A 20,239-nucleotide genomic window follows, 5' to 3' on the forward strand; every position below is an offset into this window, starting at 1 on the left:
GAACGCACGGACGGCATGGGCGCAGTCGGGCCGTGCGGGAATTCGGTAAACTGTCGGCCTCATCGCGCAGGCCTGGCCTTCGCGCCGGGCCCCGGCCCTCCCGCCTTCCTGCTGCTGCCCCGCCGCAAACTGCCATCATGTCCGACCACCACGAAATCCGTCCCGGCCAATCCATCGAACTGCTCAAGGCGCTGCACATCCTCACGCGCGACGGCAAGATGAACCAGGACAGCCGCCGCAAGCTCAAGCAGGTCTACCACCTGTACCAGTTCATCGAGCCGCTGCTGCAGGACGTCATGCGCGAGCGCGGCGCGGTCACATTGGTCGACCATGGCGCCGGCAAGTCTTACCTTGGCTTCATCCTGTACGACCTGTTTTTCAAGGCGCAGCAGGAACAGCAGGAACAGCAGGACCTGGCCGACGGCTCGCACATCTATGGCATCGAGACCCGCGAGGCGCTGGTCAAGTCATCGGGCGAGCTCGCACAGCGGCTCGGCTTCAAGGGCATGTCCTTCCTGAACCTGTCGGTGGCCGACTCCATCGTGTCGGACCGGTTGCCCGCGACGGTGGACATCGTCACCGCGCTGCACGCCTGCGACACCGCCACCGACGACGCCATCCGCTTCGCGCTCGAGAAGAAGGCCCGCCATATCGTCGTGGTGCCCTGCTGCCAGGCCGAGGTGGCCGGCGTGCTGCGGCGGAACAAATCGAAGGCGCTGGCGAATCCGCTGACCGAGATCTGGCGCCATCCCATCCATACCCGCGAGTTCGGCAGCCAGGTGACCAACGTGCTGCGCTGCCTGCAGCTCGAAGCGCACGGCTACCAGGTCACCGTCACCGAACTGGTGGGCTGGGAGCATTCGATGAAGAACGAGCTGATCGTGGCGCAGTACAAGGACCTGCCGCGGCGCCGGCCGGCGGAGCGGCTCGACAACGTGCTGGAGACGCTGGGCCTGGCGGAAATGCGGGAGCGCTTCTTCACCACCCCGTGAGGGCGGCCACGACCGGGCTTGGCCCGCTCATCCGCCCCCGCTCTCGTCTTCCTCGCGCATCCACCGGCGCCAGCCCTCATGGCCTAGGCGGCGCATCGTCTCCGCGTTGCGCTCGTAGATGTCCGCGGCATCCGGAAACGCCTCCACGGCCCGCGCGATGCTGTCCTCGCGCAGCAGATGCAGGATCGGATACGGCGCGCGGTTGGTGTAGTTCTCGATATCGTCGGCGTCGCTGCCGCTGAACTGGTAGTCCGGATGGAAGCTGGCGATCTGCAGTGTGCCTTCCAGCCGCAGGCTCTGCAGCAGGCGCTCGGCGAGGTACAGCACATCGTTGTATTCGGCGAAGTCGGCCAGGGCATGCGGCACGATCAGCAGCGTGGTGTCGATCTGCGCGGGGTCGGCCTCGGCCAGCGTCCGCAATTCGCTCTCGAGCTGTTCCAGCACACCCTCGGCGTCGCGCGCCTCGCACACGGCGTAACGCACCTGGTCTTTGACATGCACGCTCTTGGCGAAGGGGCACAGATTCAGCCCGATCACCGCGCGGGTCAGCCAGTGCCGTGTGGCGGCGATCACGGCGTCGTTGGAGGCTTGCGTGGAAGGGGCTGGCGACATGGAAAGGCGGCGCGGTCGAGGCGCCGGAGCGGCGTTGAAACAATGCAGCATTCTACTTCCCGCGCCGTCCCGTCTCGCAGCCCGCCCGGACCCGGGCCGCGCCCCGCCTTATAATCCGCCGCTGATCGCGCGCGCGTCGCGCGCTTCGTCACCCGACACATCCTCTTCCCATGCCGCTTTCCCCCAGCCCTGCCTCGCCCCCCACCGTCGCCGTCATCGGCGGCGGCCCGGCCGGCCTGATGGCGGCCGAGGCGTTGGCCGGCGCGGGCATCGCCGTCGATGTCTACGACGCCATGCCGTCGGTCGGCCGCAAGTTCCTGATGGCGGGCAAGGGCGGCATGAATCTCACGCACTCGGAGCCCGCCGAGCGCTTTGTCGGCCGCTATGGCAAGCGCGCCGCGCAGCTTGCGCCGCTGCTCGAACGTTTCGACGCGGCGGCGCTGCGCGCCTGGGTGCATGGCCTGGGCATCGACACCTTCGTCGGCAGCTCCGGCCGCGTCTTTCCCACCGACATGAAGGCCGCGCCGATGCTGCGCGCGTGGCTGCACCGGCTGCGCGAGTCCGGCGTGCGCCTGCATATGCGGCATCGCTGGATCGGCTGGGATGACGCCGATACCCCTGGCAGCGTGCCGGCGCTGCGCTTCGCCACGCCGGACGGCGAGCGCCGGGTCGCGGCCGACGCGATCGTGCTCGCCCTGGGCGGCGGCAGCTGGGCCCGGCTCGGATCGGACGGTGCGTGGGTGCCGCTGCTGGCAGCGCGCGGCGTGGAGGTCGCACCGCTGCGTCCGGCGAACTGCGGCTTCGATGTGGCATGGAGCGAGCATTTCCGCGCACGGTTCGCGGGGCAGCCGGTCAAGACCGTGGCCATCGGGCTGACCGATGCCGACGGCAACGCGCACTATCGCCAGGGCGAGTTCGTGGTGACGGAAAGCGGCATCGAGGGCAGCCTCGTGTATGCGCTGTCCGCGCCGATGCGCGATCTGCTCGATGCCGGGCAAGAGGGAACCATCGTGCTGGACCTGGCGCCGGACATGGACGCCGCGCGCGTGGCCGCCGACGTTACCCGCCCGCGTGGCGCGCGCTCGCTGTCGAGCCATCTGCAGAGCCGGCTGGGCATCGCGGGGGTAAAGGCGGGGTTGCTGCGCGAGTGCCTGGCCAAGGAGGCCGTGCAGGAACCGGCACGGCTTGCCGCCGCGATCAAGGCCCTGCCGCTGCGGCTGGCGCGGCCGCGGCCCATCGATGAAGTGATCAGCAGCGCGGGCGGCGTGACGTTCGACGCCATGGATTCGCGACTGATGCTGTCGGCCATGCCCGGCGTGTTCTGCGCCGGCGAGATGCTGGACTGGGAAGCGCCCACCGGCGGCTATCTGCTCACCGCCTGCTTCGCCAGCGGCCTGGCCGCGGGCCGGGGCGCGGCGCAGTGGCTGGCGCGGGGCTGAAACTCCGCCGTCCTCAGGCCGGCTTGCCGTTGACGATGCTCAGCGCGACGGCCTCGGCCACCTCGATGCCGTCGATCGCCGCCGAATAGATGCCGCCGGCATAGCCGGCGCCCTCTCCCGCCGGGTAAAGGCCCTCGACATTGATGCTCTGGTAGTCGTCCTTGCGGCGGATGCGCAGCGGCGACGAGGTGCGCGTCTCCACGCCCGTCAGCACCGCGTCGTCCATGGCAAAGCCCGGCACCTGGCGCTCCAGCTGCGGCAGCGCCTCGCGGATCGCCTCGATCACGTAGTCGGGCAGCGAGGTGCTCAGGTCGGTGGGCGTCACCCCCGGCTTGTACGAGGGCTCGACCGTACCGAGCGAGGTCGACGGCCGGCCGGCGATGAAGTCCCCCACCAGCTGGCCCGGCGCGCAGTAGTTGCGCCCGCCCAGCTCGAAGGCCCGCTCCTCCCAGTGGCGCTGGAAGGCGATGCCGGCCAGCGGTCCGCCCGGATAGTCTTCCGGCGTGATGCCCACCACGATCCCCGAGTTGGCATTGCGCTCGGCGCGCTTGTACTGGCTCATGCCGTTGGTCACCACGCGACCCGGCTCGGATGCCGCCGCGACCACGGTGCCGCCCGGGCACATGCAGAAGCTGTACACGGTACGCCCGTTGTTGCAGTGATGGACCACCTTGTAGTCCGCCGCGCCCAGCAGCTTGTTGCCGGCGAACTTGCCGAAGCGGCTGCGGTTGATCATGCCCTGCGGATGTTCGATGCGAAAGCCCAGCGAGAACGGCTTGGCCTCCATGAAGACGCCCCGCTGGTGCAGCATCTCGAAGGTATCGCGCGCGCTGTGCCCCACCGCGAGAATCACGTGCTCGCAGGGCAGGTAGTCGCCGTTGGACAGCTTCAGGCCGCGCACCTTCCCCTGGTCGATATCGATGTCGTCGACGCGCGTGCCGAAGCGCACCTCGCCGCCGAGCGCGAAGATCTCGGCGCGCATCTTCTCGACCATGCTGACCAGCCGGAAGGTGCCGATATGCGGGCGCGCCTTGTAGAGGATGTCGTCCGGCGCGCCGGCCTTGACGAACTCGTCCAGCACCTTGCGGCCGTAGTGCTTCGGGTCCTTGATCTGGCTGTAGAGCTTGCCGTCGGAGAAGGTGCCCGCGCCGCCTTCGCCGAACTGCACGTTCGACTCGGGATTGAGCACGCTCTTGCGCCACAGGCCGAACGTGTCCTTGGTGCGCTCGCGCACTTCCTTGCCGCGCTCCAGGATGATCGGGCGAAAACCCATCTGTGCGAGAAGCAGGCCGGCCAGCAGGCCGCACGGTCCCATGCCGATCACCACCGGCCGCACCGCCTGCCCCTGCGGAGCCTGCGCGACGAAGCGGTACGCCATGTCCGGCGTCGGGCCCCAGTTCGGCTTGCCCGCCATGCGCTTGCGGGCGGCGGCCTCGTCCCTGACCTCGATATCGAGGATATAGGTCAGCTTGATATCGGAACGCTTGCGGGCATCGTGCGCGCGGCGGAACACCGTATAGCGCACGAGATCCTCCGCCTTGACGCCGATTTCCGCCAGGCGCGAGCGCACGACGGCGTCGAGATCCTGTTCGGTATGGTCGAGGGGGAGTTTGACTTCACTGAGACGTAGCATGGGAACCTGGGGAATCTGGAACCGGCGCCCCCGCGGATCGGCACGGCACGATCCGGGCGGGCCGGGACCGCAATTCTATAGCGTTTCCCGTCCGCCCCGGCCCCGCGCTGCCGCCTACGCCTGCTGCTGGCCCAGCAGCGTGGCGAAGCGCGCCAGATCCACGTTGCCGCCGGAGACGATGACCCCCACGCGCTTGCCCCGCACATCGACCTTGCCCGTCATGGCGGCCGCGGCTGCCAGGCAGCCGGTCGGCTCCACCACCATCTTCATGCGCGCGGCGAAGAAGCGCATCTGCTCGATCAGTTCGGCGTCGCTGACCGTGACCACGCCGTCCACCAGCTCGCGCAGCACGGGAAACGTCAGTTCGCCCAGGTGCTGGGTCTGGGCACCGTCGGCGATGGTGCTGGGCGTGTCGATATGGACGATCCGCCCTTCGCGCAGGCTGCGCTGCGCGTCGTTGCCGGCCTCCGGCTCGACCCCGTAGACCTTGCAGTTCGGGTTCATCGCCTTGGCCGCCACCGCGCAGCCGGACAGCAGGCCGCCGCCGCCCAGCGGGGTGATCAGCACGTCCAGCGGGCCGGCCTGCTCGATCAGTTCCTTGGCCGCGGTGCCCTGCCCGGCCATCACGTGCGCGTGGTCGTAGGGCGGAATCATGGTCAGGCCCTGGTCGCGCGCCAGCGCCTGCGAGATCTCCTGGCGGTCCTCGGTATAGCGGTCGTACAGCACCACCTCGCCGCCATAGCCGCGCGTGGCCGCGACCTTGGCGGCCGGCGCGTCCTTGGGCATCACGATCACCGCGCGCACGCCGAACAGCTTGGCGGACAGCGCGATGGCCTGGGCATGGTTGCCGGACGAGAACGCCACCACGCCGGCGGCCTGCTGCTGGGGCGTGAGCTGGGCGATGGCGTTGTAGCCGCCGCGGAACTTGAACGCGCCCATGCGCTGGAAGTTCTCGCACTTGAAGTGCAGACGCGCGCCGGTCATCTCGTCCGCGGTGGCCGAGGTCAGCACCGGCGTGTGGTGCGCCACACCGCTCAGGCGCCGGTGCGCCGCCACCACATCGCTGAACGAGATTGCCAGGTTGGTCATGTGTTTGCTCCTTGGATTGCTTGGGGGGATCGTGGGGCTTGCGGGGGCGGGGCGGGCGTCGTGCCCGGGGAGGGACACACGGGCCGGCGGCGCCACGCGCGCAGCCAGGCCGAAAGTATGCCCTTGATTCGCTCCGCAGCGGAGGCCTCGGCGGGCGCGAGCCACAGAAACGTGGTCGCCCGGGCCGCCCGCAGCGCGATCCGGCCGGGGTCGCCGATCCGATGGCAGTGCCCCGCGGGCACGGTCGTTCGCAGGCAATGGACTTCGCCCGCCAGCAGGCTGGGCGCCGCCGCCAGCAGCAACTCGCCGTCCGCGACATAGAGCCGGGCGCCGCGCCGCGCATAGCATTCCAGTACCTCGCCGCGACGCAGGCGATGAACTTGCGGGCCGTGCGCCGGCGGGGCGGCGTCCGGGGTGAATGGGTCGGGCATGGCGGCCTCCGGCTGCGGAACAAAGAGGCCTCCAGCGTAGCCACGCGCCGTTTGCCGGTACAGGCACAGGCCCGGGCGCCGGCGTCGATAACAGAGATGCCGGAATCGCTCTGTTACGATACAGCGCCACCCTTTCTGTATCTGTTGCGTGCCGCCCGGGCGCGCGATCATGCCGCATGGAATCCGCCCCGCTCTACCGCAAGCTGGCCAGCCACTACCAGCGGGCCATCGAGGTCGGCACCCTGGTGCCCGGCGATCGCATGCCGTCGGTGCGCACGCTGATGGAGCTGCACAGCGTCAGCCTGTCGACCGCGCTGCAGGCATGCCGGCGCATGGAGGCCGAAGGCTGGCTGGAGGCGCGCCCGCGTGCCGGCTACTTCGTGCGGCAGCCGGCCTCGGCCCGCAGCCGTGCGGCGCTCATCGAGGAACCCCCGGCCGCGCTGCCCGATCCCGCCCAGTATGTAGGCATCCACGCCCGCATCTCCGCCATCGTCGCCACCGGCCGGCACCCCGTGGAGGTCAACCTCGCGGCGGCCTGCGGGGCGCCCGAGCTGTATCCCACCGAGCCTTTGCGCCACGCGGCGACGCGGGCCCTGCGCCAGCATCCGGCGCTGTTCGGCTGCCCGGCCGAGCCGGGCGGCCATGCGGCCTTCCGCGCCGTGCTCGCGCGGCATGCGCTGCTGTCGCGCATCGCGGTCGCGCCCGAGGAGATTCTCGTCACCCATGGCTGCACCGAGGCGCTCAACCTGGCCCTGCGCGCCGTCGCGGTGCCGGGCGACGTGATCGCCGTGGAGTCGCCCACCTACTATGGCCTGCTGCAGATCCTGGAAAGCCTGGGCATGCGGGCGCTGGAGATCCCCACCAGCCCGCATACCGGCATCTCGCTGGAGGCGCTGGAGCTGGCCGCGCAGACCTACGACAACATCCGGGCCGTGGTGGTCGTTCCCAACCTGCAGAACCCGCAGGGCAGCATCATGCCGGACGAGCACAAGGCCCGCCTGGTGCAGTGGTGCGAGGCCACCGGCGTAGCGCTGATCGAGGATGACTGCTTTTCCGCGCTGAGCGACGACGACACGCCGCTCGCCGCGGCCAAGAGCTGGGATCGCTCCGGCAACGTCATCCACTGCGCGTCCCTGCACAAGATCATGGCGCCCGGCATGCGGCTTGGCTGGATGACGGCGGGCAAGTGGCAGGCGCGGGTGGAAATGCTCAAGTTCAGCCAGTCGCGCCCCAACGAGGTGCTGACGCAGATGACGGCGGCCGAGTTCATGGCCAGCGGCGAGTTCGAGCGCCATCTGCGGCGGCTGCGCGTGCGGCTGCGCCACCAGCGCGAATGGACGGCGGAGACCATTGCCGCCGGCTTTCCGGCCGGCACGCGGCTGTCCGCACCGCGCGGCGGCGTCCACCTGTGGGTGGAATTGCCGGGAGGCATCCCCTCGGAGGCCGTATTCGACCGCGCACTGGAAGCGGGGGTCCGCGTGCTGCCCGGCGTGGTGTTCTCCAACTCCAACCGCTTCGACCACTGCCTGCGGATCAATACCGGCATTCCCCGCTCGCGCACGCTGGAACAGGGCTTCGCCCGCCTGGCCGAGGTGGTGCGCCGGCTTGCCGGCTGAACCTGCCGGGCGCACAGTCTGCCAATCTCCCAACCCGCCGCGGGCGCGCGTTTTGCGTCGGCCCTCTCCCATTTGTGGCGCCGCTGCCCTATCCTACGGCTGCGTGCGGCGCCGGCGCCGCACGGCGGCAACACAAACAGCCCGCCGGGAACTGCACAGACCGCGCAGCCTATGCCGGCGCCCCTCAACGGCGCCTTTGAAAACCGGGAGAAATCGTTTTGATGGGATCATCCGCCGCGTCGCGCATCGTCGACGACTACCAGACGTTGTTCGACCTTGCGCCAGTGTCGCTATGGCTCGAGGACTACAGCGCCGTGCGCCAGTGCCTCGAAGCGCTGCACCGCGACGGCATCCGCGACCTGCGTGCGCACCTGCGGGCGAACCCGGACGTGGTCCGGCACTGCTCTTCGCTGATCCGCGTGGTGGACGTGAACCAACGCACCCTCGAGCTGTTCGGGGCCGACGACCTGGACGACCTGATCGCCAACCTCGGTGCCGTGTTCCGCGACGACATGTTCGAGCAGCACGTGGAGGAGCTGGCCAGCCTGTGGGACGGCGAAGGCGGCTTCGGCGGGCAAACCGTCAACTACACGCTGGACGGCAACCGTCTCGACATCCTGCTGAAGGCCACCGTGATGCCGGGTCATGAACAGACCTGGGAACGGCTGCTGATTTCGATCGAGGACATCACGCAGCGGGCGCGCGCCCAGCGCGAGCTCCGGCGCAGCGAGCAGTACGCGCTCGGCCTGTTCGAGCATTCGCCGGTGTCGCTTTGGGTCGAGGACTTCAGCGCGGTCAAGCTGTTGCTGGAAGAGGTGCGCGGGGCCGGCATCACGGACTTCCGCACCTTCCTGAACGTGCATCAGGACTTCGTCTCGCGCTGCATGCAGGAAATCCGGGTGCTGGACGTCAACCAGCAAACCCTGCTGATGTTCGGCGCGCCTTCCAAGGAGGTGCTGCTGTCACGCCTGGGCGACGTGTTCCGCGACGATATGCGCATCCATTTCGCCGAGCAGCTCGTGGACCTGTGGAACGAAAAGCTGTGGCAGCAGCGCGAGGTGGTCAACTACGCGCTCGATGGCCGGGCGGTGGACGTCTTCATGCAATGGTCCGTGTTCCCGGGGCGCGAGGCCGAGTGGGACCAGGTGCTGGTTTCGCTGACCGACATCACCGCGCGCAAGAAGGCCGAGGCGTATGTCGAATTTCTCGGCAAGCACGACGTGCTGACCAAGCTGTACAACCGCGCGTATTACGAGGACGAACTGGCGCGCCTGGGCCGCAAGGGCCCGTGGCCGGTGGGCGTCATCGCGATGGACCTGAACGGGCTCAAGCAGGTCAACGATCAGCTGGGGCACGGCGACGGCGACGCGCTGCTGCGCCGCGCCGGCGAGGCGCTGAAGAAGGCCGTGGGCGACCAGGTGTGCGTGGCCCGCGTCGGCGGCGACGAATTCATGGTGCTGCTGCCCGGCAGCGACGAGCGCGGCGTCGCCACGGTGATCGAACAGATCAAGCAGGTGGTGGAGCTGAACAACCAGTTCTATCCCGGCGCGGCGCTGAACTTCGCCATCGGCGGGGCCTCGTGCAGCCAGTGCGACCGCCTGAGCGACACGGTGAAGCTGGCGGATGCGCGCATGTACGAAGCCAAGCGCGCCTATTACGAGGCCCAGCGGCTCGAACGCGACCGCCGGCGCAAGTAGCCGCGCGGGTACGCTGGAACGCAACAAACGACAAGGCCGGGAGCTCGCGCATCCCGGCCTTGTCGCGTCCATGCAGCGACCGCCGTGGCGGCGCGGCACGCCTTACAGATAGACGATCAGCCCCACGCCGGCCACGATCAGCCCGAACTTCACCACGTAGTACGCCTGCCGGTTCCAGGCCTTGAAGCGACGGCGGTACTGGCCGCCCAGCCACACGATGCGGAACAGCCGGTTGATCATGCCGGTCTGGTCCGCGTCGTCGTTCGGCGAACTGGCGGCCGTCATCACCTTGCGGCCCAGCCAGCGATTGATCTTGCCGGCCCAGCCGTAGCGCATCGGCCGCTCGATATCGCAGAACAGGATCAACCGGTTTGACTCGCTCTTGTTCTCCGCCCAGTGCAGATAGGTTTCGTCGAACACCACGCCGAGGCCGTCGCGCCAGCTATGGCGCTCGCCGTCCACGTCGATATAGCAGCGATCGTCGTTGGGCGTGGCCAGGCCGAGGTGGTAGCGCAGCGAGCCAGCGAACGGGTCGCGGTGCGGATTCAGCTTGCCGCCCGGCGGCAGCTCCGCGAACATCGCCGCCTTCACGCTGGGCAATTCGCGCAGCAGCGCCACGGTACGCGGGCACAGCTGCTCGGCCGAAGGATGGTGCGCCTCGTACCACTTCAGGTAGAAGCGCTTCCAGCCGTACTTGAAGAACGAATTGAAGCCGGCGTCATCGTTCTTTTCCGCCGCCTTGATCTTGCGCATGGCAGCCAGCGCCAGGCCCTCGTCCCGGATCACCGGCCAGGCGGCCTGCAGCTTCTGCAGATCGGGGAAGCGTTCGACCGGGATATACGGCGTGCGCGGCACACCGGAAAACGCATACATGAAGCAGTTGACCGGGGCCACGAGCGCGGAATGGTCCAGCAACTGGCGCCAGATGCGCAGCCGTACCTTGCCGCGGAAATGCACATACAGAATCGCGCCCAGATAAGCCGCGACGATAATCCACTTGATCACCCCAATACCCTCCTGGACAGCCTGGGCTGCGCTTCCGCCGCTGGACGCCGGCATGAGGCCATGCCGTGCCGCCGGGGGCGGGAAAGCCGGTAGTTTACCGAAACGGCAAACGCCGTGCATATCGCACGGCGGAATGCCGGCTGGCACGGCGCCCGGGCTCAGCCGCGGCGGGCGTCGAGACTGAAGCGGCCGGCGCCGAACACCACCACCTGCAGCAGGCCACCGGCCATGGCGATGTTCTTGAAGAAGTGGATGAACTGGTTCTGGTCGGCCAGGTTGGCATGGAAACCCAGCGCCGTCGCGACGCTGAATGCGGCCAGTACCGCGGCCACGGCGCGCGTCCGGTATCCGAGGATCAAGGCGAGGCCGCCGGCGATCTCGACCGCGATCGCGATGCCCAGCGCCAGTTGAGGGAACGGCAACCCCACCGACTGGATATAGCCCACCATCGCCGCCGGCGCGGCCAGCTTGGAGGCGCCCGAGAGCAGGAAGATGGCGCTGAGCATCACGCGGCCCAGCACGGCCGTGGCGGCCTGCGCGGTGGATCCCGCAACGTTGCGGGTGGAAGCGTCGACTTGGGTAGCTTGGGACATGGCGAAAACTCCTTTGCGGGCGGCCGCCACCATGGCAGGCCGCGTCATGAACAGGGAAATGGCTAGCGAGCGGGCCTTACGCCTGCTTGACCAGGTTGTGGACCACGAGCGCGCCGCCGAACTGCTGCAGGCGGCCGCCTTCCGCCAGCTTGCCCAGGTCGATCGCGGCAAAGCCCAGACGGCCGATCAGCGCGGCGACCTCCCGGTTGGCCTGCGCATGATTGCCGGACAGGAAGACCACGCGGGCGCCGCCGCCCTGCTCCGGATCCGCGGCCAGCACCGCGGCCGGCAGGGTGTTGAAGGCCTTGACCACCCGGGCGCCGGGCAGCAGGTCTTCGACGAGCTCGGAGGACAGCCGTCCGCCGAGGTCCGACGGCGTGAAGGCGGGAAAGTCGATGGCGTTGGTCGCGTCCACCACGATGCGGCCATCCCACCCGGCGGCCGGGCCGACTGCATCGGCAATGGCGCGATAGGGCACGGCGAGGATTACCACGTCGGCGCCGAGCGCTTCGGCCACCGGCACCGGCTTGATGGAAGGCCCGAGCGTCCGGGCCAGGTCCGCCAGCGACGCGGGGCCGCGGCTGTTGGAAACCAGTACGTCGATGCCCTTGCGGGCGAACTGCTTGGCAAGTGCTTCGCCGATGGCGCCGGAACCGATGATTGCGTAAGTCATGATGTCTTGTCCTTTTCAGAGTCCGAGGCGGCTGAACGTTGTGTTGTCCGCCATGGGCGCCGGGCTGGTAAGCCCGTCGCCACCCTTGGCAGCCCCGTTGCACCGCAGCGCGGCAGCCGATGGACGAACTGTAGACGCGACTTGGCTTTCGCAAAACTGGGATAATATCGTCCGATACATTCGAGAAAATCGATAAGATGGCCAATCCGGGCACGCCCACGCTGGACCAGTTGAAGGTATTCCTCACCGTCGTCGAAGTCGGCAGTTTTGCCGCCGCAGCCCGCAAGCTAAGCCGTGCCACGTCGGTCGTCAGCTACACCATCGCCAATCTCGAAAACCAGCTCGGCGTGGAGCTGTTCGACCGCAAGACCACCCGCAAGCCGCAATTGACCGATGCCGGGCGCACCGTGCTTGCCGAGGCCCGCACGATCTACAGCGGCATCGACGGCCTGCGCGCCAAGGTGCGGGGCCTGTTGCAGGGCTTGGAGGCGGAACTGCACGTGGTGCTGGACGTGATGCTGCCCACGGCTCGCGTGGTCGACGCGCTGAAGGCGTTCCGGGAGCAATTCCCGACCGTGCTGCTGCACCTGCATGTGGAAGCGCTGGGGGCGGTGACCCAGCTGGTGCTCAACCGGGGCGCCACGCTCGGCGTCAGCGGACCGGTAGGCGCGCCCGCAGCCGGCATCGAACGGATCGCCATCGGCAATGTCGCGTTGCGGCCCGTGGCCAGCCCGGACCATCCGCTGGCGCGCGCCGGCATCAACGCGCCGGGCGCTGGCCGCAATCATGTGCAGCTCGTCTTGTCGGACCGCTCGCCCCTGACGGCGAACGTGGATTTCGCGGTGCTGGGGACGCGCACCTGGCGGCTGGCCGACCTCGGGTCGAAACACATGCTGCTACGCGAAGGGATCGGCTGGGGAAACATGCCACTGCCGATGGTCCAGGAGGATCTGGACGCCGGGCGGCTGGTGTTGCTGGACATGCCCGATTACCAGGGCGGCATCTATTCGTTCGAGGCGATCTACCGGACGGACACCCCGCCGGGACCGGCGGCCGCGTGGCTGATCGAGCGGTTCGCCGCGCAGGCGGACAGCGCGTCGGCCGCGTAAGGGCGCCGCCGTGCCGAACGCGGCGTGGTGCCGCTGGCGGCCTAGGCGTCCGAGCCGCGCGAGCGGCGAGCGATCCGGTCGATCAACGCGCGCGCGTCCTCTGGCATGCCCTGCAGGGTCAGCAGCCGGGCGTTGAGCACCATGTTCTCGAGCAGCAGCTTGGCCGTCGATACCCACATGGTGGCGAGCACCGCGTCGGCCGACATGCCCGCGCCTTCCATCTCGCGCGAGCGCTGCGCCAGCAGGCGGCACACCAGCGCGCGCAGCGCGACATCGTCGAACGGCAGATTGGCGTAGTCGATCGGGTCTTCCTTCTCGACTTCCACCATCAGTTGCAACAGCATGTCTTCGGTCATCGGCAATCTCCCTGGCTGGATCCTGCGAGCCGGATGGCTGGATTCAAGCTAAAGGAACGCCGATGCCGTGTCAATGCGGCGGCCAACGCCCGGCGCGAGCGCTGCCGGACGCCGCCGGGCTCACGACGCGTTCAATGCGGGGGGCTGCTTGCGCAGGCCCACGCTGAGGCGGTTCCAGCCGTTGATGGTGACGATCAGCAGCGTCAGGTCGGCGATCTCCTTGTCGGAGAACACCTTGCGCACCGCCTCGTAGTCGGCGTCAGGGGCCTGCGTCTGCGCCACCAGCGTCAGCGATTCGGTCCAGGCCAGCGCCGCCCGCTCGCGCTCGTTGAACCAGGACACTTCGCGCCAGGCCGGCAGCACGTGCAGCCGGCGGGCGCTTTCGCCGTGCTTGATCGCGTCCGCCGAATGCATGTCCAGGCAGAAGGCGCAGCCGTTGATCTGCGAGGCGCGCATCTTCACCAATTCCACGATGGTGTGGTCCAGCCCGCTGCGGGCGATATAGGTCTCCAGGCCGAGCATTGCCTTGTAGCCGTCGGGCGCGGTCGCGTAGATGTCGAGTCGTTGTTCCATGAGTTGGCTCCTTGCCGGTGTGATCCAGGGTGATTGGAAGTTGCGGTCAGCGGCCGGTGCACTGAGGTGCTGAGGTGCCCGCCGCGATGTGTCTACGATATGCTTGCGCAATGGCTCCGTACACCGCCAATTTCCCGCCAAAACGGTAGACCAATCCGACGCCCCCCTTCCTTTGTCCCCCTCATGGAATTGCACCTGACCCTCGACTCGCGCCGCGACGTGACCGGCCAACTGGTCCATCAGATCCGCGCGGCCATCCAGGCCGGGCGCCTGCGCGGCGGCGACCGCATGCCACCGTCGCGTCTGCTCGCGCAGCAGGTAGGGGTGGCGCGCAAGACGGTGACGACCGTGTACGAGCGGCTGGCCGCGGACGGCTGGCTGGAGTCCCGGGTGGGAGATGGCACCTATGTCGGCACGGGCCTCGCCGACAAGCCGAAGGGACTGGCGCCCGCACCCGCGCTGCCCGCGCAGGCGCTGCGCTGGCGGGATGCCCAGACCCCGTTCCTGCAGCCTCCAGGCGAAGGCACCCCGCGCTTCGCCTTTCAACCCGGCCAGTCCGATCCGACCCGCTTTCCGCTGGCGGAATGGTCCCGCTGCGTGCGCGCGGCACTGGCCGATGCGCCCCGCCATATGACGACGCTGGCCGACCCGGCCGGCGACCCTGAGCTGCGCGCCGCCATCGCCCGGCATGTGGCATACACCCGCGGCGTGATGAGTACCCCGGATATGCTGATGGTCACCGCGGGCGCGCAGCAAGGCATCGACCTCGCCGTGCGGCTGCTGGTCGCACCAGGCAGCGTGGTGGCGATGGAGGACCCCGGCTACCCGATGGCGCGCGCGCTGTTCCAGGCGGCGGGCGCGCGCGTGGTGCCGGTGCCCGTCGACGGCGAAGGGCTCGTGGTCGACGCGCTGCCGCCCGAGGCGGCGCTGGTCTACGTCACGCCTTCGCACCAGTCGCCGTTGGGCATGTCGATGAGCCTGGCGCGCCGGCTGGCGCTGCTCGACTGGGCCGCGCGCCGCGAAACGCTGATCGTCGAGGACGACTACGACAGCGAATTCCGCTACGGCGGCCATCCCGTCGACGCGCTGCAGACCCTGGACCGGCACGAGCGCGTGATCTACCTCGGCACCTTCTCCAAGACCTTGACCGCCAACCTGCGCTGCGGCTACCTGATCGCCCCGCCCTGGCTCATGCCGGCGCTACGCAAGATCAAGCATCTGGTGGACTGGCATACCGTCACGCTGACACAGCGCGCGCTGGCGACGTTCCTGCGCGAGGGCCATCTGCTGCGCCACATCCGCCGGTCGCAGCAGCGCCATGCGCAGCGCCGCAGCCGTCTGCTGAGCCGCCTGCATGGCGACCTGCTGCCGTGGCTGGAGCCGGTGCCCTGCCATGTCGGCTTTCACCAGGCCGCCAGGCTGCGCGTGCCGATCCGCACCGAAGAACTGCTGGGCCTGGCCCGGCGGCTCGACCTTGCCCTCGCGCCCCTGGATCCGTTCTTCGCCGCGCCGCCCGCGCACTGCGCCGGCCTGCTGTTCGGCTTCGGCGCGATCGACCTGCTCGATATCGATCCCGCCCTGGACCGGCTGGCGACCGTGCTGTCCGAACTCGCGCCCGCCGCCGCGGCGCCACGATGACAACACTGTCATGCGAGTCGGCATGAGATTCGGGAAACCGATAGGAAAGTCTGCGCGAAACAGGCTGAACGCCGGGTGTAAGCTGTGGTCTGAACCGCATCTCGTTATCAATGGAGACCGGTTAGTCCATGACTAAGCTCTTGCTGTCGGCCATGCGCCAGTACGTATGGTTCCAGGGTGTGAAGCACCATATCGTCCAGGGCGTCGAAGCCCTCGCCGAACTGCTCAAATCCCCTTCCGTCGCGGCGCGTGCCGTGGCGGCGATCATCGCCGAGACCGAACACGGCGTACAGGTGTGGGTGTCGTACTTCGGCAAGCCGCTGGACCCGCATACCAACTACATCCTCTGGCCGCAGCGAGCGCTCAAGCCAGCGCGACGACGAGCCTCACCGATTCCGTTGCCGCATTCCGTTCGACGCGACCGTTAGCTGTCGCTGGCCGGTCGCGCCATTGCCCGATGGGAGATCGACATGCAAGAACCCGAACATGACGAAGCACTCGTCAACCTCCATCTCGAACGCATCTCCGCTCTCTCCATCAGCGCCTTCGATGGCGCCGATGTCGATGAGGAACTGCGGCAGGTGGTGGGCGAGGCAGTGCGGCAATGCGGAGGGGGCGGCAATCGCGAGGTTCTGATTGCACGCCTGCGCGATCGCGCCACGGCGGCGCAGCGCGAAGGGCAAGCCGAAGTCAGCGACACGTTCGACAAGGCAATCCGCCTGGCCGGCGCGGCAGGCAGTTGAAATCGTTGCTGGGGACGTGGCAGGAACTCTGCCGGCGAAGGCCGCGATGCCCGGAATCGGTGATCCGGTATCGCGACTGCCTCGATGTCGCCACGAACGTGGCGTCCATCCTGATTTGGTTGCGGGGGCAGGATTTGAACCTGCGACCTTCGGGTTATGAGCCCGACGAGCTGCCAGACTGCTCCACCCCGCGTCTGAAGGGAACGGATTATGGACGATACCCGCGTCCATTGCAAGACCTTTCGGCCGCGCGCCGCGCTTTTTCCCGCTATCGCCGGCACCGCGCCCGCTACATCACAACGTGATATGTACGGCCGCTACTACGTTTGCGGACCCTGCAATTTGTCGACCTGCATATAGGCCGCATTGAACGCGGCGACCTCGGCCGCATGCCGCGTGGTAAAGCGATATTCGCCGCTGGACAGCACTTCGGTATCGCCCGCATCGGAAGGATCCGCACCCTCCTGGGCGATCCGCACCTCGTAGCCCCACTGCTGCTCATCGCCCCGCACCGCCGACACGAGCACATAGACGTCGAGGCCGCGATAGGATTCCACGCGCCATTCGTCCTGAGGATGCGGAGTGCCCTGCGTGGTGTCCTTGCCATTCATGCCAAGCTCCTGAGCCGATTGATGCATTTCAGCCTAGGCGCAGTCGCGCCCGGCCGCAAGGCAAAGGAGATCGTAAGGAACAGCGGCCATGGTGGCGAGTCCCACAGGAGAGACCACCGGAGATTGCCCGGGGACGTCCGCGAGCCAATGACGCGGGCCCAATGAAAAAGGGCTTCCGAAATCGGAAGCCCTTTTAATAGGTGGCGCGGCTGGCAGGATTCGAACCCACGACCCCTTGGTTCGTAGCCAAGTACTCTATCCAACTGAGCTACAGCCGCACGCGAGAACGAAATTATATCGAAATTTTTCAGTATGGGAACCCCCTCGGCGCAGATTTTTGCTTTTGGCCTTGCCGATGCCCATGTTTCTATAATGTCAGCCCAACAGAAGTGATCCGCACCATGAGCAAGGCATTTGTTAAGGAATCGACCGAGGACGACGAGGACGACCTGCCCGAAGGCGCGACCGCGCTGCCAGCCGGCACCAAGAACTACATCACCGCCGAGGGCTATCAACGGCTGCGCGACGAGCTGATGCACCTGATCGACGTGGAGCGGCCGGAAATCGTGCAGATCGTGTCGTGGGCCGCCTCCAACGGCGACCGCTCGGAGAACGGCGATTACCTCTATGGCAAGAAGCGCCTGCGCGAGATCGACCGGCGCATCCGCTTCCTGACGCGGCGCCTGGACAAGGCAGAGGTCGTCGACGCCTCGCTGCAGGGAGACAACGACCAGATCTTCTTCGGTGCCACGGTGACCTACGCCAACCAGGCGGGCGAGGAGACCACCATCACCATCGTCGGCATGGACGAGGTCGACCTGGATGCGCATCGGGTCAGCTGGATCTCGCCGATCGCCAAGGCGCTGATCAAGGCGCGCGAGGGCGATACCGTGCCGCTGCGCACGCCCAATGGCGTGGAGCAGATCGATATCCTCGAAGTGAAATACCCGCGCCGCGCCTCGGCGGCCTGAGCGCAGACGGGCCGAAGCCGCGGGCTTCAGCCGTCGTTGCGGTCGCGCACGATGCGGATGACGTCCGTGTTGCGGCGCAGTGCCCGCATCACGTTGGCCAGGTGCAGACGGTCCTGGACCTGGATGACGAACTGCATGTAGGTGGCCTCGTGCGGGCCGCTGTCCTGGTGCTCCATCGCGACGTGGGCCACGTTGGCATCGGCCGCGGTCAGGTCGGCCGCGACGCGCGCCACGATGCCCTTCACGTTGCGCACCAGCACCTTGATCGACACATCGAACGCGCGCGTGGTCTTGCGCGCCCACATCACGTCGATCCAGTGCTCCGGGTCCTTGCTGTGCAGGCGCTTGGCGATCTTGCAGTCCTGCACGTGGATCTGCAGCCCTTCTCCCTTGCCGAGATAGCCGACGATGGAGTCGCCCGGGATCGGCCGGCAGCATGCCGAGAACACGATGGACATGCCCTCGTCGCCGGTGACCGGCACCGCCGGCGCGTCCTCGCCGGCGAAGGTCTGCACCGCGGCCATCAGCGCGGAATCCACGTCGCCGGAGATTTCCGCCAGCACGATTTCCATGCGGCGCGCCACCACGGCGGGCACGCGCCGGCCCAGCGCCAGGTCGGCGAAGATTTCCTCGCGCTGCTTGTTGCCGGTCCACTGGATCATGCGGTCCCACACCACCTGCGGCACCGACTTCATCTCGATGCCAAGCTGTCGCGTGGACTGCTCCAGCAGGCGCTCGCCCAGCTGGATGGCTTCGTCCAGCTTGGTGGTCTTCAGATAGTGCCGGATCGCGGCACGGGCCTTGCCGGTGCGCACGAACGAGAGCCACGCCGGGTTGGGCTTGGAGTACGGCGCCGTCACCACCTCGACGATATCGCCGCTCTTGAGCTCGGTGCGCAGCGGCAGCAGCTCGTTGTTGATCTTGACCGCGACGCACTGGTTGCCCAGATCGCTGTGCACCGCGTAGGCGAAGTCCAGCGCCGTGGCGCCGCGCGGCAGCGCGCGGATATGGCCCTTGGGCGTGAAGACGTAGACGGCGTCCGGGAACAGGTCGATCTTGACGTGCTCGAGGAACTCCTGCGAATCGCCTGTCTGGCTCTGGATGTCGAGCAGCGACTGCAGCCACTGGTGCGCCTGCTGCTGGATATCGTTGATCTGGTCGGCGTGGTGCTTGTACATCCAGTGCGCCGCGACGCCGGCCTCGGCGATCTGGTGCATCTCGCGCGTGCGGATCTGGAATTCCACCGGCGTGCCGAACGGCCCCACCAGCGTCGTATGCAGCGACTGGTAGCCGTTGATCTTCGGAATGGCGATGTAGTCCTTGAACTTGCCCGGCATCGGCTTGTAGAAGCCGTGCAGGGCGCCCAGCGCCATGTAGCAGTGCATCTGCGTGTCGACCACCACGCGGAAGCCATAGACGTCCAGCACCTGCGAAAACGACAGCTGCTTGTCGTGCATCTTGCGGTAGATGCTGTACAGCGTCTTCTCCCGGCCGGACAGCTCGGCCACGATGCCGGCATCGGCCAGCGCCTTCTGCGCCGCCTCGAGAATGCGCTTGACCACCTCGCGCCGGTTGCCGCGCGCGGCCTTGACCGCCTTCTCCAGCGTGGCGTACCGGAACGGCGAGCCAACCTTGAAGGACAGCTCCTGCAGTTCGCGATAGGTGGTGTTCAGGCCCAGGCGGTGCGCGATGGGAGCGTAGATCTCCATCGTCTCCAGTGCGATCCGCCGCCGCTTCTCCGGCGGGACGAAATCGAGCGTGCGCATGTTGTGCGTGCGGTCCGCCAGCTTGACCAGGATCACGCGCACATCGCGCGCCATCGCCAGCAGCATCTTGCGGAAGCTCTCGGCCTGCGCCTGTTCCTTGCTCTGGAATTCGAGCTTGTCCAGCTTGGTCAGCCCATCGACCAGTTCCGCCACCTTGGGGCCGAACTTCTCGGCCAGCTCGCTCTTGGTGATGCCCTGGTCTTCCATCACGTCGTGCAGCAGCGCGGCCATGATCGACTGCACATCGAGCTTCCAGTCGGCGCACAGTTCGGCCACCGAGACCGGATGCGTGATGTAGGGCTCGCCGCTCTGGCGATACTGTCCCAGATGCGCTTCGTCGGAAAACTGGAAGGCCTCGCGCACGATGGCCTGGTCGGCCGGCTTGAGGTAGCTCAGCTTCTCCATCAGCGGGGCGATGGAGATGACCTGTTGCCGCGGCGGAACGGCCGGCTGGGAGGTCGGCCCGAAGAAATGGCGGTAGGACTGGGCGAGTACCGCGTCGATGAAGAGGCCTTCGCCCGCGGGCGCCGGCGCGGCGGTGCCGCCGGCGGCGGGCGCCGACGGTGCCGGCGGATGTCCCCCGGCACGTGCCTTGGCAGGCACCACGGCACGCTCACCCACCACGTTGTCGCCGAGCGGGTCCGGCATGTTGGGCGCGCCCGTGCGGGCGGTATGGCTGGCGTGGCCGCCGT

General features: G+C 67.9%; 20 protein-coding genes and 2 tRNA genes. 9 read left to right on the forward strand and 13 right to left on the reverse strand.

What is annotated here, in order from left to right:
• Window positions 1–137: 137 nt before the first annotated feature.
• Complete coding sequence (locus tag LDO27_RS11680; protein WP_224041911.1) at window positions 138–992, forward strand: class I SAM-dependent methyltransferase; 855 nt, start codon at window positions 138–140, stop codon at window positions 990–992.
• 27 nt (window positions 993–1,019) lie between these two features.
• Here LDO27_RS11680 and LDO27_RS11685 read toward each other — a convergent pair whose 3' ends face one another.
• Window positions 1,020–1,604 carry a DUF1415 domain-containing protein gene (locus LDO27_RS11685; protein ID WP_224041913.1) on the reverse strand — a complete coding sequence of 195 codons (585 nt, stop codon included), beginning with the start codon at window positions 1,602–1,604 and terminating at the stop codon, window positions 1,020–1,022.
• 170 nt (window positions 1,605–1,774) lie between these two features.
• Between LDO27_RS11685 and LDO27_RS11690 the strand changes: the two genes are divergently transcribed.
• Entirely contained in the window at window positions 1,775–3,043 is a 1,269-nt protein-coding gene (locus LDO27_RS11690) for a TIGR03862 family flavoprotein (RefSeq protein WP_224041915.1), read from the forward strand.
• A gap of 13 nt (window positions 3,044–3,056) precedes the next feature.
• Here the strand turns inward: LDO27_RS11690 and LDO27_RS11695 are convergent, their stop codons facing one another.
• The 3 genes from LDO27_RS11695 to LDO27_RS11705 form a co-directional block, all read right to left on the reverse strand.
• Complete coding sequence (locus tag LDO27_RS11695; RefSeq protein ID WP_224041917.1) at window positions 3,057–4,676, reverse strand: NAD(P)/FAD-dependent oxidoreductase; 1,620 nt, start codon at window positions 4,674–4,676, stop codon at window positions 3,057–3,059.
• 114 nt (window positions 4,677–4,790) lie between these two features.
• On the reverse strand, window positions 4,791–5,765 hold the full coding sequence (locus LDO27_RS11700; RefSeq protein ID WP_222201541.1) for a threo-3-hydroxy-L-aspartate ammonia-lyase: 975 nt from the start codon (window positions 5,763–5,765) through the stop codon (window positions 4,791–4,793).
• A complete protein-coding gene (locus LDO27_RS11705; protein ID WP_224041919.1) occupies window positions 5,762–6,196 on the reverse strand; it encodes a hypothetical protein in 435 nt (144 codons plus the stop codon). Before LDO27_RS11705 ends, LDO27_RS11700 begins: the two co-directional genes overlap by 4 nt.
• A gap of 176 nt (window positions 6,197–6,372) precedes the next feature.
• Here LDO27_RS11705 and LDO27_RS11710 point away from each other — a divergent pair, with 176 nt between their 5' ends.
• Together LDO27_RS11710 and LDO27_RS11715 are read left to right on the forward strand one after the other, a co-directional pair.
• Window positions 6,373–7,812 carry an aminotransferase-like domain-containing protein gene (locus tag LDO27_RS11710; RefSeq protein WP_224041921.1) on the forward strand — a complete coding sequence of 480 codons (1,440 nt, stop codon included), beginning with the start codon at window positions 6,373–6,375 and terminating at the stop codon, window positions 7,810–7,812.
• A gap of 221 nt (window positions 7,813–8,033) precedes the next feature.
• Window positions 8,034–9,509 carry a sensor domain-containing diguanylate cyclase gene (locus LDO27_RS11715; protein ID WP_224041924.1) on the forward strand — a complete coding sequence of 492 codons (1,476 nt, stop codon included), beginning with the start codon at window positions 8,034–8,036 and terminating at the stop codon, window positions 9,507–9,509.
• Between the two features lie 102 nt (window positions 9,510–9,611).
• Here LDO27_RS11715 and lpxO read toward each other — a convergent pair whose 3' ends face one another.
• From lpxO to LDO27_RS11730, 3 genes are all read right to left on the reverse strand, one after another.
• Window positions 9,612–10,514: a lipid A hydroxylase LpxO gene (gene lpxO, locus LDO27_RS11720; RefSeq protein WP_224041926.1), complete on the reverse strand. Its 903-nt coding sequence runs from the start codon at window positions 10,512–10,514 to the stop codon at window positions 9,612–9,614.
• A gap of 158 nt (window positions 10,515–10,672) precedes the next feature.
• Window positions 10,673–11,107, reverse strand: coding sequence for a DoxX family protein (locus LDO27_RS11725; RefSeq protein WP_290368821.1), 435 nt, complete (start codon window positions 11,105–11,107; stop codon window positions 10,673–10,675).
• Window positions 11,108–11,183: 76 nt separating this feature from the next.
• Window positions 11,184–11,780 carry an NADPH-dependent F420 reductase gene (locus LDO27_RS11730; RefSeq protein WP_224041928.1) on the reverse strand — a complete coding sequence of 199 codons (597 nt, stop codon included), beginning with the start codon at window positions 11,778–11,780 and terminating at the stop codon, window positions 11,184–11,186.
• 197 nt (window positions 11,781–11,977) lie between these two features.
• Here LDO27_RS11730 and LDO27_RS11735 point away from each other — a divergent pair, with 197 nt between their 5' ends.
• The gene (locus tag LDO27_RS11735) at window positions 11,978–12,889 is read left to right on the forward strand and encodes a LysR family transcriptional regulator (RefSeq protein ID WP_224041930.1); all 912 of its coding nucleotides are present in this window, start codon (window positions 11,978–11,980) and stop codon (window positions 12,887–12,889) included.
• Between the two features lie 41 nt (window positions 12,890–12,930).
• On the opposite strand, the gene LDO27_RS11740 is transcribed toward LDO27_RS11735, so the two are convergent.
• Together LDO27_RS11740 and LDO27_RS11745 are read right to left on the reverse strand one after the other, a co-directional pair.
• Complete coding sequence (locus LDO27_RS11740; RefSeq protein WP_222201549.1) at window positions 12,931–13,245, reverse strand: hypothetical protein; 315 nt, start codon at window positions 13,243–13,245, stop codon at window positions 12,931–12,933.
• A gap of 120 nt (window positions 13,246–13,365) precedes the next feature.
• Window positions 13,366–13,818 carry a carboxymuconolactone decarboxylase family protein gene (locus LDO27_RS11745; protein ID WP_222201550.1) on the reverse strand — a complete coding sequence of 151 codons (453 nt, stop codon included), beginning with the start codon at window positions 13,816–13,818 and terminating at the stop codon, window positions 13,366–13,368.
• A 183-nt stretch (window positions 13,819–14,001) separates the two neighbouring features.
• On the opposite strand from LDO27_RS11745, the gene pdxR reads away from it, so the two are divergent.
• The 3 genes from pdxR (at window position 14,002) to LDO27_RS11760 (ending at window position 16,199) form a co-directional block, all read left to right on the forward strand.
• Window positions 14,002–15,456 carry a MocR-like pyridoxine biosynthesis transcription factor PdxR gene (pdxR, locus tag LDO27_RS11750; RefSeq protein WP_224041932.1) on the forward strand — a complete coding sequence of 485 codons (1,455 nt, stop codon included), beginning with the start codon at window positions 14,002–14,004 and terminating at the stop codon, window positions 15,454–15,456.
• Between the two features lie 128 nt (window positions 15,457–15,584).
• Window positions 15,585–15,884, forward strand: a complete 300-nt coding sequence (locus LDO27_RS11755; protein WP_222201552.1) for a hypothetical protein — start codon at window positions 15,585–15,587, stop codon at window positions 15,882–15,884.
• Between the two features lie 42 nt (window positions 15,885–15,926).
• Window positions 15,927–16,199 carry a hypothetical protein gene (locus LDO27_RS11760; RefSeq protein WP_222201553.1) on the forward strand — a complete coding sequence of 91 codons (273 nt, stop codon included), beginning with the start codon at window positions 15,927–15,929 and terminating at the stop codon, window positions 16,197–16,199.
• A gap of 116 nt (window positions 16,200–16,315) precedes the next feature.
• Here the strand turns inward: LDO27_RS11760 and LDO27_RS11765 are convergent.
• The 3 genes from LDO27_RS11765 to LDO27_RS11775 all read right to left on the reverse strand — a co-directional run bounded on the left by LDO27_RS11765 (window position 16,316) and on the right by LDO27_RS11775 (window position 17,088).
• A tRNA-Met gene (locus LDO27_RS11765) sits at window positions 16,316–16,392 on the reverse strand.
• A 127-nt stretch (window positions 16,393–16,519) separates the two neighbouring features.
• Window positions 16,520–16,810, reverse strand: coding sequence for a hypothetical protein (locus tag LDO27_RS11770; protein WP_224041934.1), 291 nt, complete (start codon window positions 16,808–16,810; stop codon window positions 16,520–16,522).
• A gap of 201 nt (window positions 16,811–17,011) precedes the next feature.
• Window positions 17,012–17,088: transfer RNA gene (locus LDO27_RS11775), tRNA-Arg, on the reverse strand.
• A 123-nt stretch (window positions 17,089–17,211) separates the two neighbouring features.
• On the opposite strand from LDO27_RS11775, the gene greB reads away from it, so the two are divergent.
• Window positions 17,212–17,781 carry a transcription elongation factor GreB gene (gene greB, locus LDO27_RS11780; RefSeq protein ID WP_222201555.1) on the forward strand — a complete coding sequence of 190 codons (570 nt, stop codon included), beginning with the start codon at window positions 17,212–17,214 and terminating at the stop codon, window positions 17,779–17,781.
• Window positions 17,782–17,807: 26 nt separating this feature from the next.
• Here the strand turns inward: greB and LDO27_RS11785 are convergent, their stop codons facing one another.
• Window positions 17,808–20,195: a RelA/SpoT family protein gene (locus tag LDO27_RS11785; RefSeq protein WP_224042530.1), complete on the reverse strand. Its 2,388-nt coding sequence runs from the start codon at window positions 20,193–20,195 to the stop codon at window positions 17,808–17,810.
• Between the last annotated feature and the right edge of the window lie 44 nt (window positions 20,196–20,239).

It is taken from the genome of Cupriavidus respiraculi (assembly GCF_914271545.1).
Taxonomy (GTDB): Bacteria; Pseudomonadota; Gammaproteobacteria; order Burkholderiales; family Burkholderiaceae; genus Cupriavidus; species Cupriavidus respiraculi.

Coding starts and splice junctions, on each gene's coding strand:
- LDO27_RS11705 (WP_224041919.1), bottom strand. CDS start 6,196: ATGCCCGACCCATTCACCCCGGACGCCGCCCCGCCGGCGCACGGCCCG.
- LDO27_RS11725 (WP_290368821.1), bottom strand. CDS start 11,107: ATGTCCCAAGCTACCCAAGTCGACGCTTCCACCCGCAACGTTGCGGGA.
- LDO27_RS11745 (WP_222201550.1), bottom strand. CDS start 13,818: ATGGAACAACGACTCGACATCTACGCGACCGCGCCCGACGGCTACAAG.
- LDO27_RS11710 (WP_224041921.1), top strand. CDS start 6,373: ATGGAATCCGCCCCGCTCTACCGCAAGCTGGCCAGCCACTACCAGCGG.
- LDO27_RS11760 (WP_222201553.1), top strand. CDS start 15,927: ATGCAAGAACCCGAACATGACGAAGCACTCGTCAACCTCCATCTCGAA.
- pdxR (WP_224041932.1), top strand. CDS start 14,002: ATGGAATTGCACCTGACCCTCGACTCGCGCCGCGACGTGACCGGCCAA.
- LDO27_RS11680 (WP_224041911.1), top strand. CDS start 138: ATGTCCGACCACCACGAAATCCGTCCCGGCCAATCCATCGAACTGCTC.
- LDO27_RS11695 (WP_224041917.1), bottom strand. CDS start 4,676: ATGCTACGTCTCAGTGAAGTCAAACTCCCCCTCGACCATACCGAACAG.
- LDO27_RS11730 (WP_224041928.1), bottom strand. CDS start 11,780: ATGACTTACGCAATCATCGGTTCCGGCGCCATCGGCGAAGCACTTGCC.
- LDO27_RS11735 (WP_224041930.1), top strand. CDS start 11,978: ATGGCCAATCCGGGCACGCCCACGCTGGACCAGTTGAAGGTATTCCTC.
- LDO27_RS11770 (WP_224041934.1), bottom strand. CDS start 16,810: ATGAATGGCAAGGACACCACGCAGGGCACTCCGCATCCTCAGGACGAA.
- LDO27_RS11755 (WP_222201552.1), top strand. CDS start 15,585: ATGACTAAGCTCTTGCTGTCGGCCATGCGCCAGTACGTATGGTTCCAG.
- greB (WP_222201555.1), top strand. CDS start 17,212: ATGAGCAAGGCATTTGTTAAGGAATCGACCGAGGACGACGAGGACGAC.
- LDO27_RS11700 (WP_222201541.1), bottom strand. CDS start 5,765: ATGACCAACCTGGCAATCTCGTTCAGCGATGTGGTGGCGGCGCACCGG.
- LDO27_RS11785 (WP_224042530.1), bottom strand. CDS start 20,195: ATGCCGGACCCGCTCGGCGACAACGTGGTGGGTGAGCGTGCCGTGGTG.
- LDO27_RS11690 (WP_224041915.1), top strand. CDS start 1,775: ATGCCGCTTTCCCCCAGCCCTGCCTCGCCCCCCACCGTCGCCGTCATC.
- LDO27_RS11715 (WP_224041924.1), top strand. CDS start 8,034: ATGGGATCATCCGCCGCGTCGCGCATCGTCGACGACTACCAGACGTTG.
- LDO27_RS11740 (WP_222201549.1), bottom strand. CDS start 13,245: ATGACCGAAGACATGCTGTTGCAACTGATGGTGGAAGTCGAGAAGGAA.
- LDO27_RS11685 (WP_224041913.1), bottom strand. CDS start 1,604: ATGTCGCCAGCCCCTTCCACGCAAGCCTCCAACGACGCCGTGATCGCC.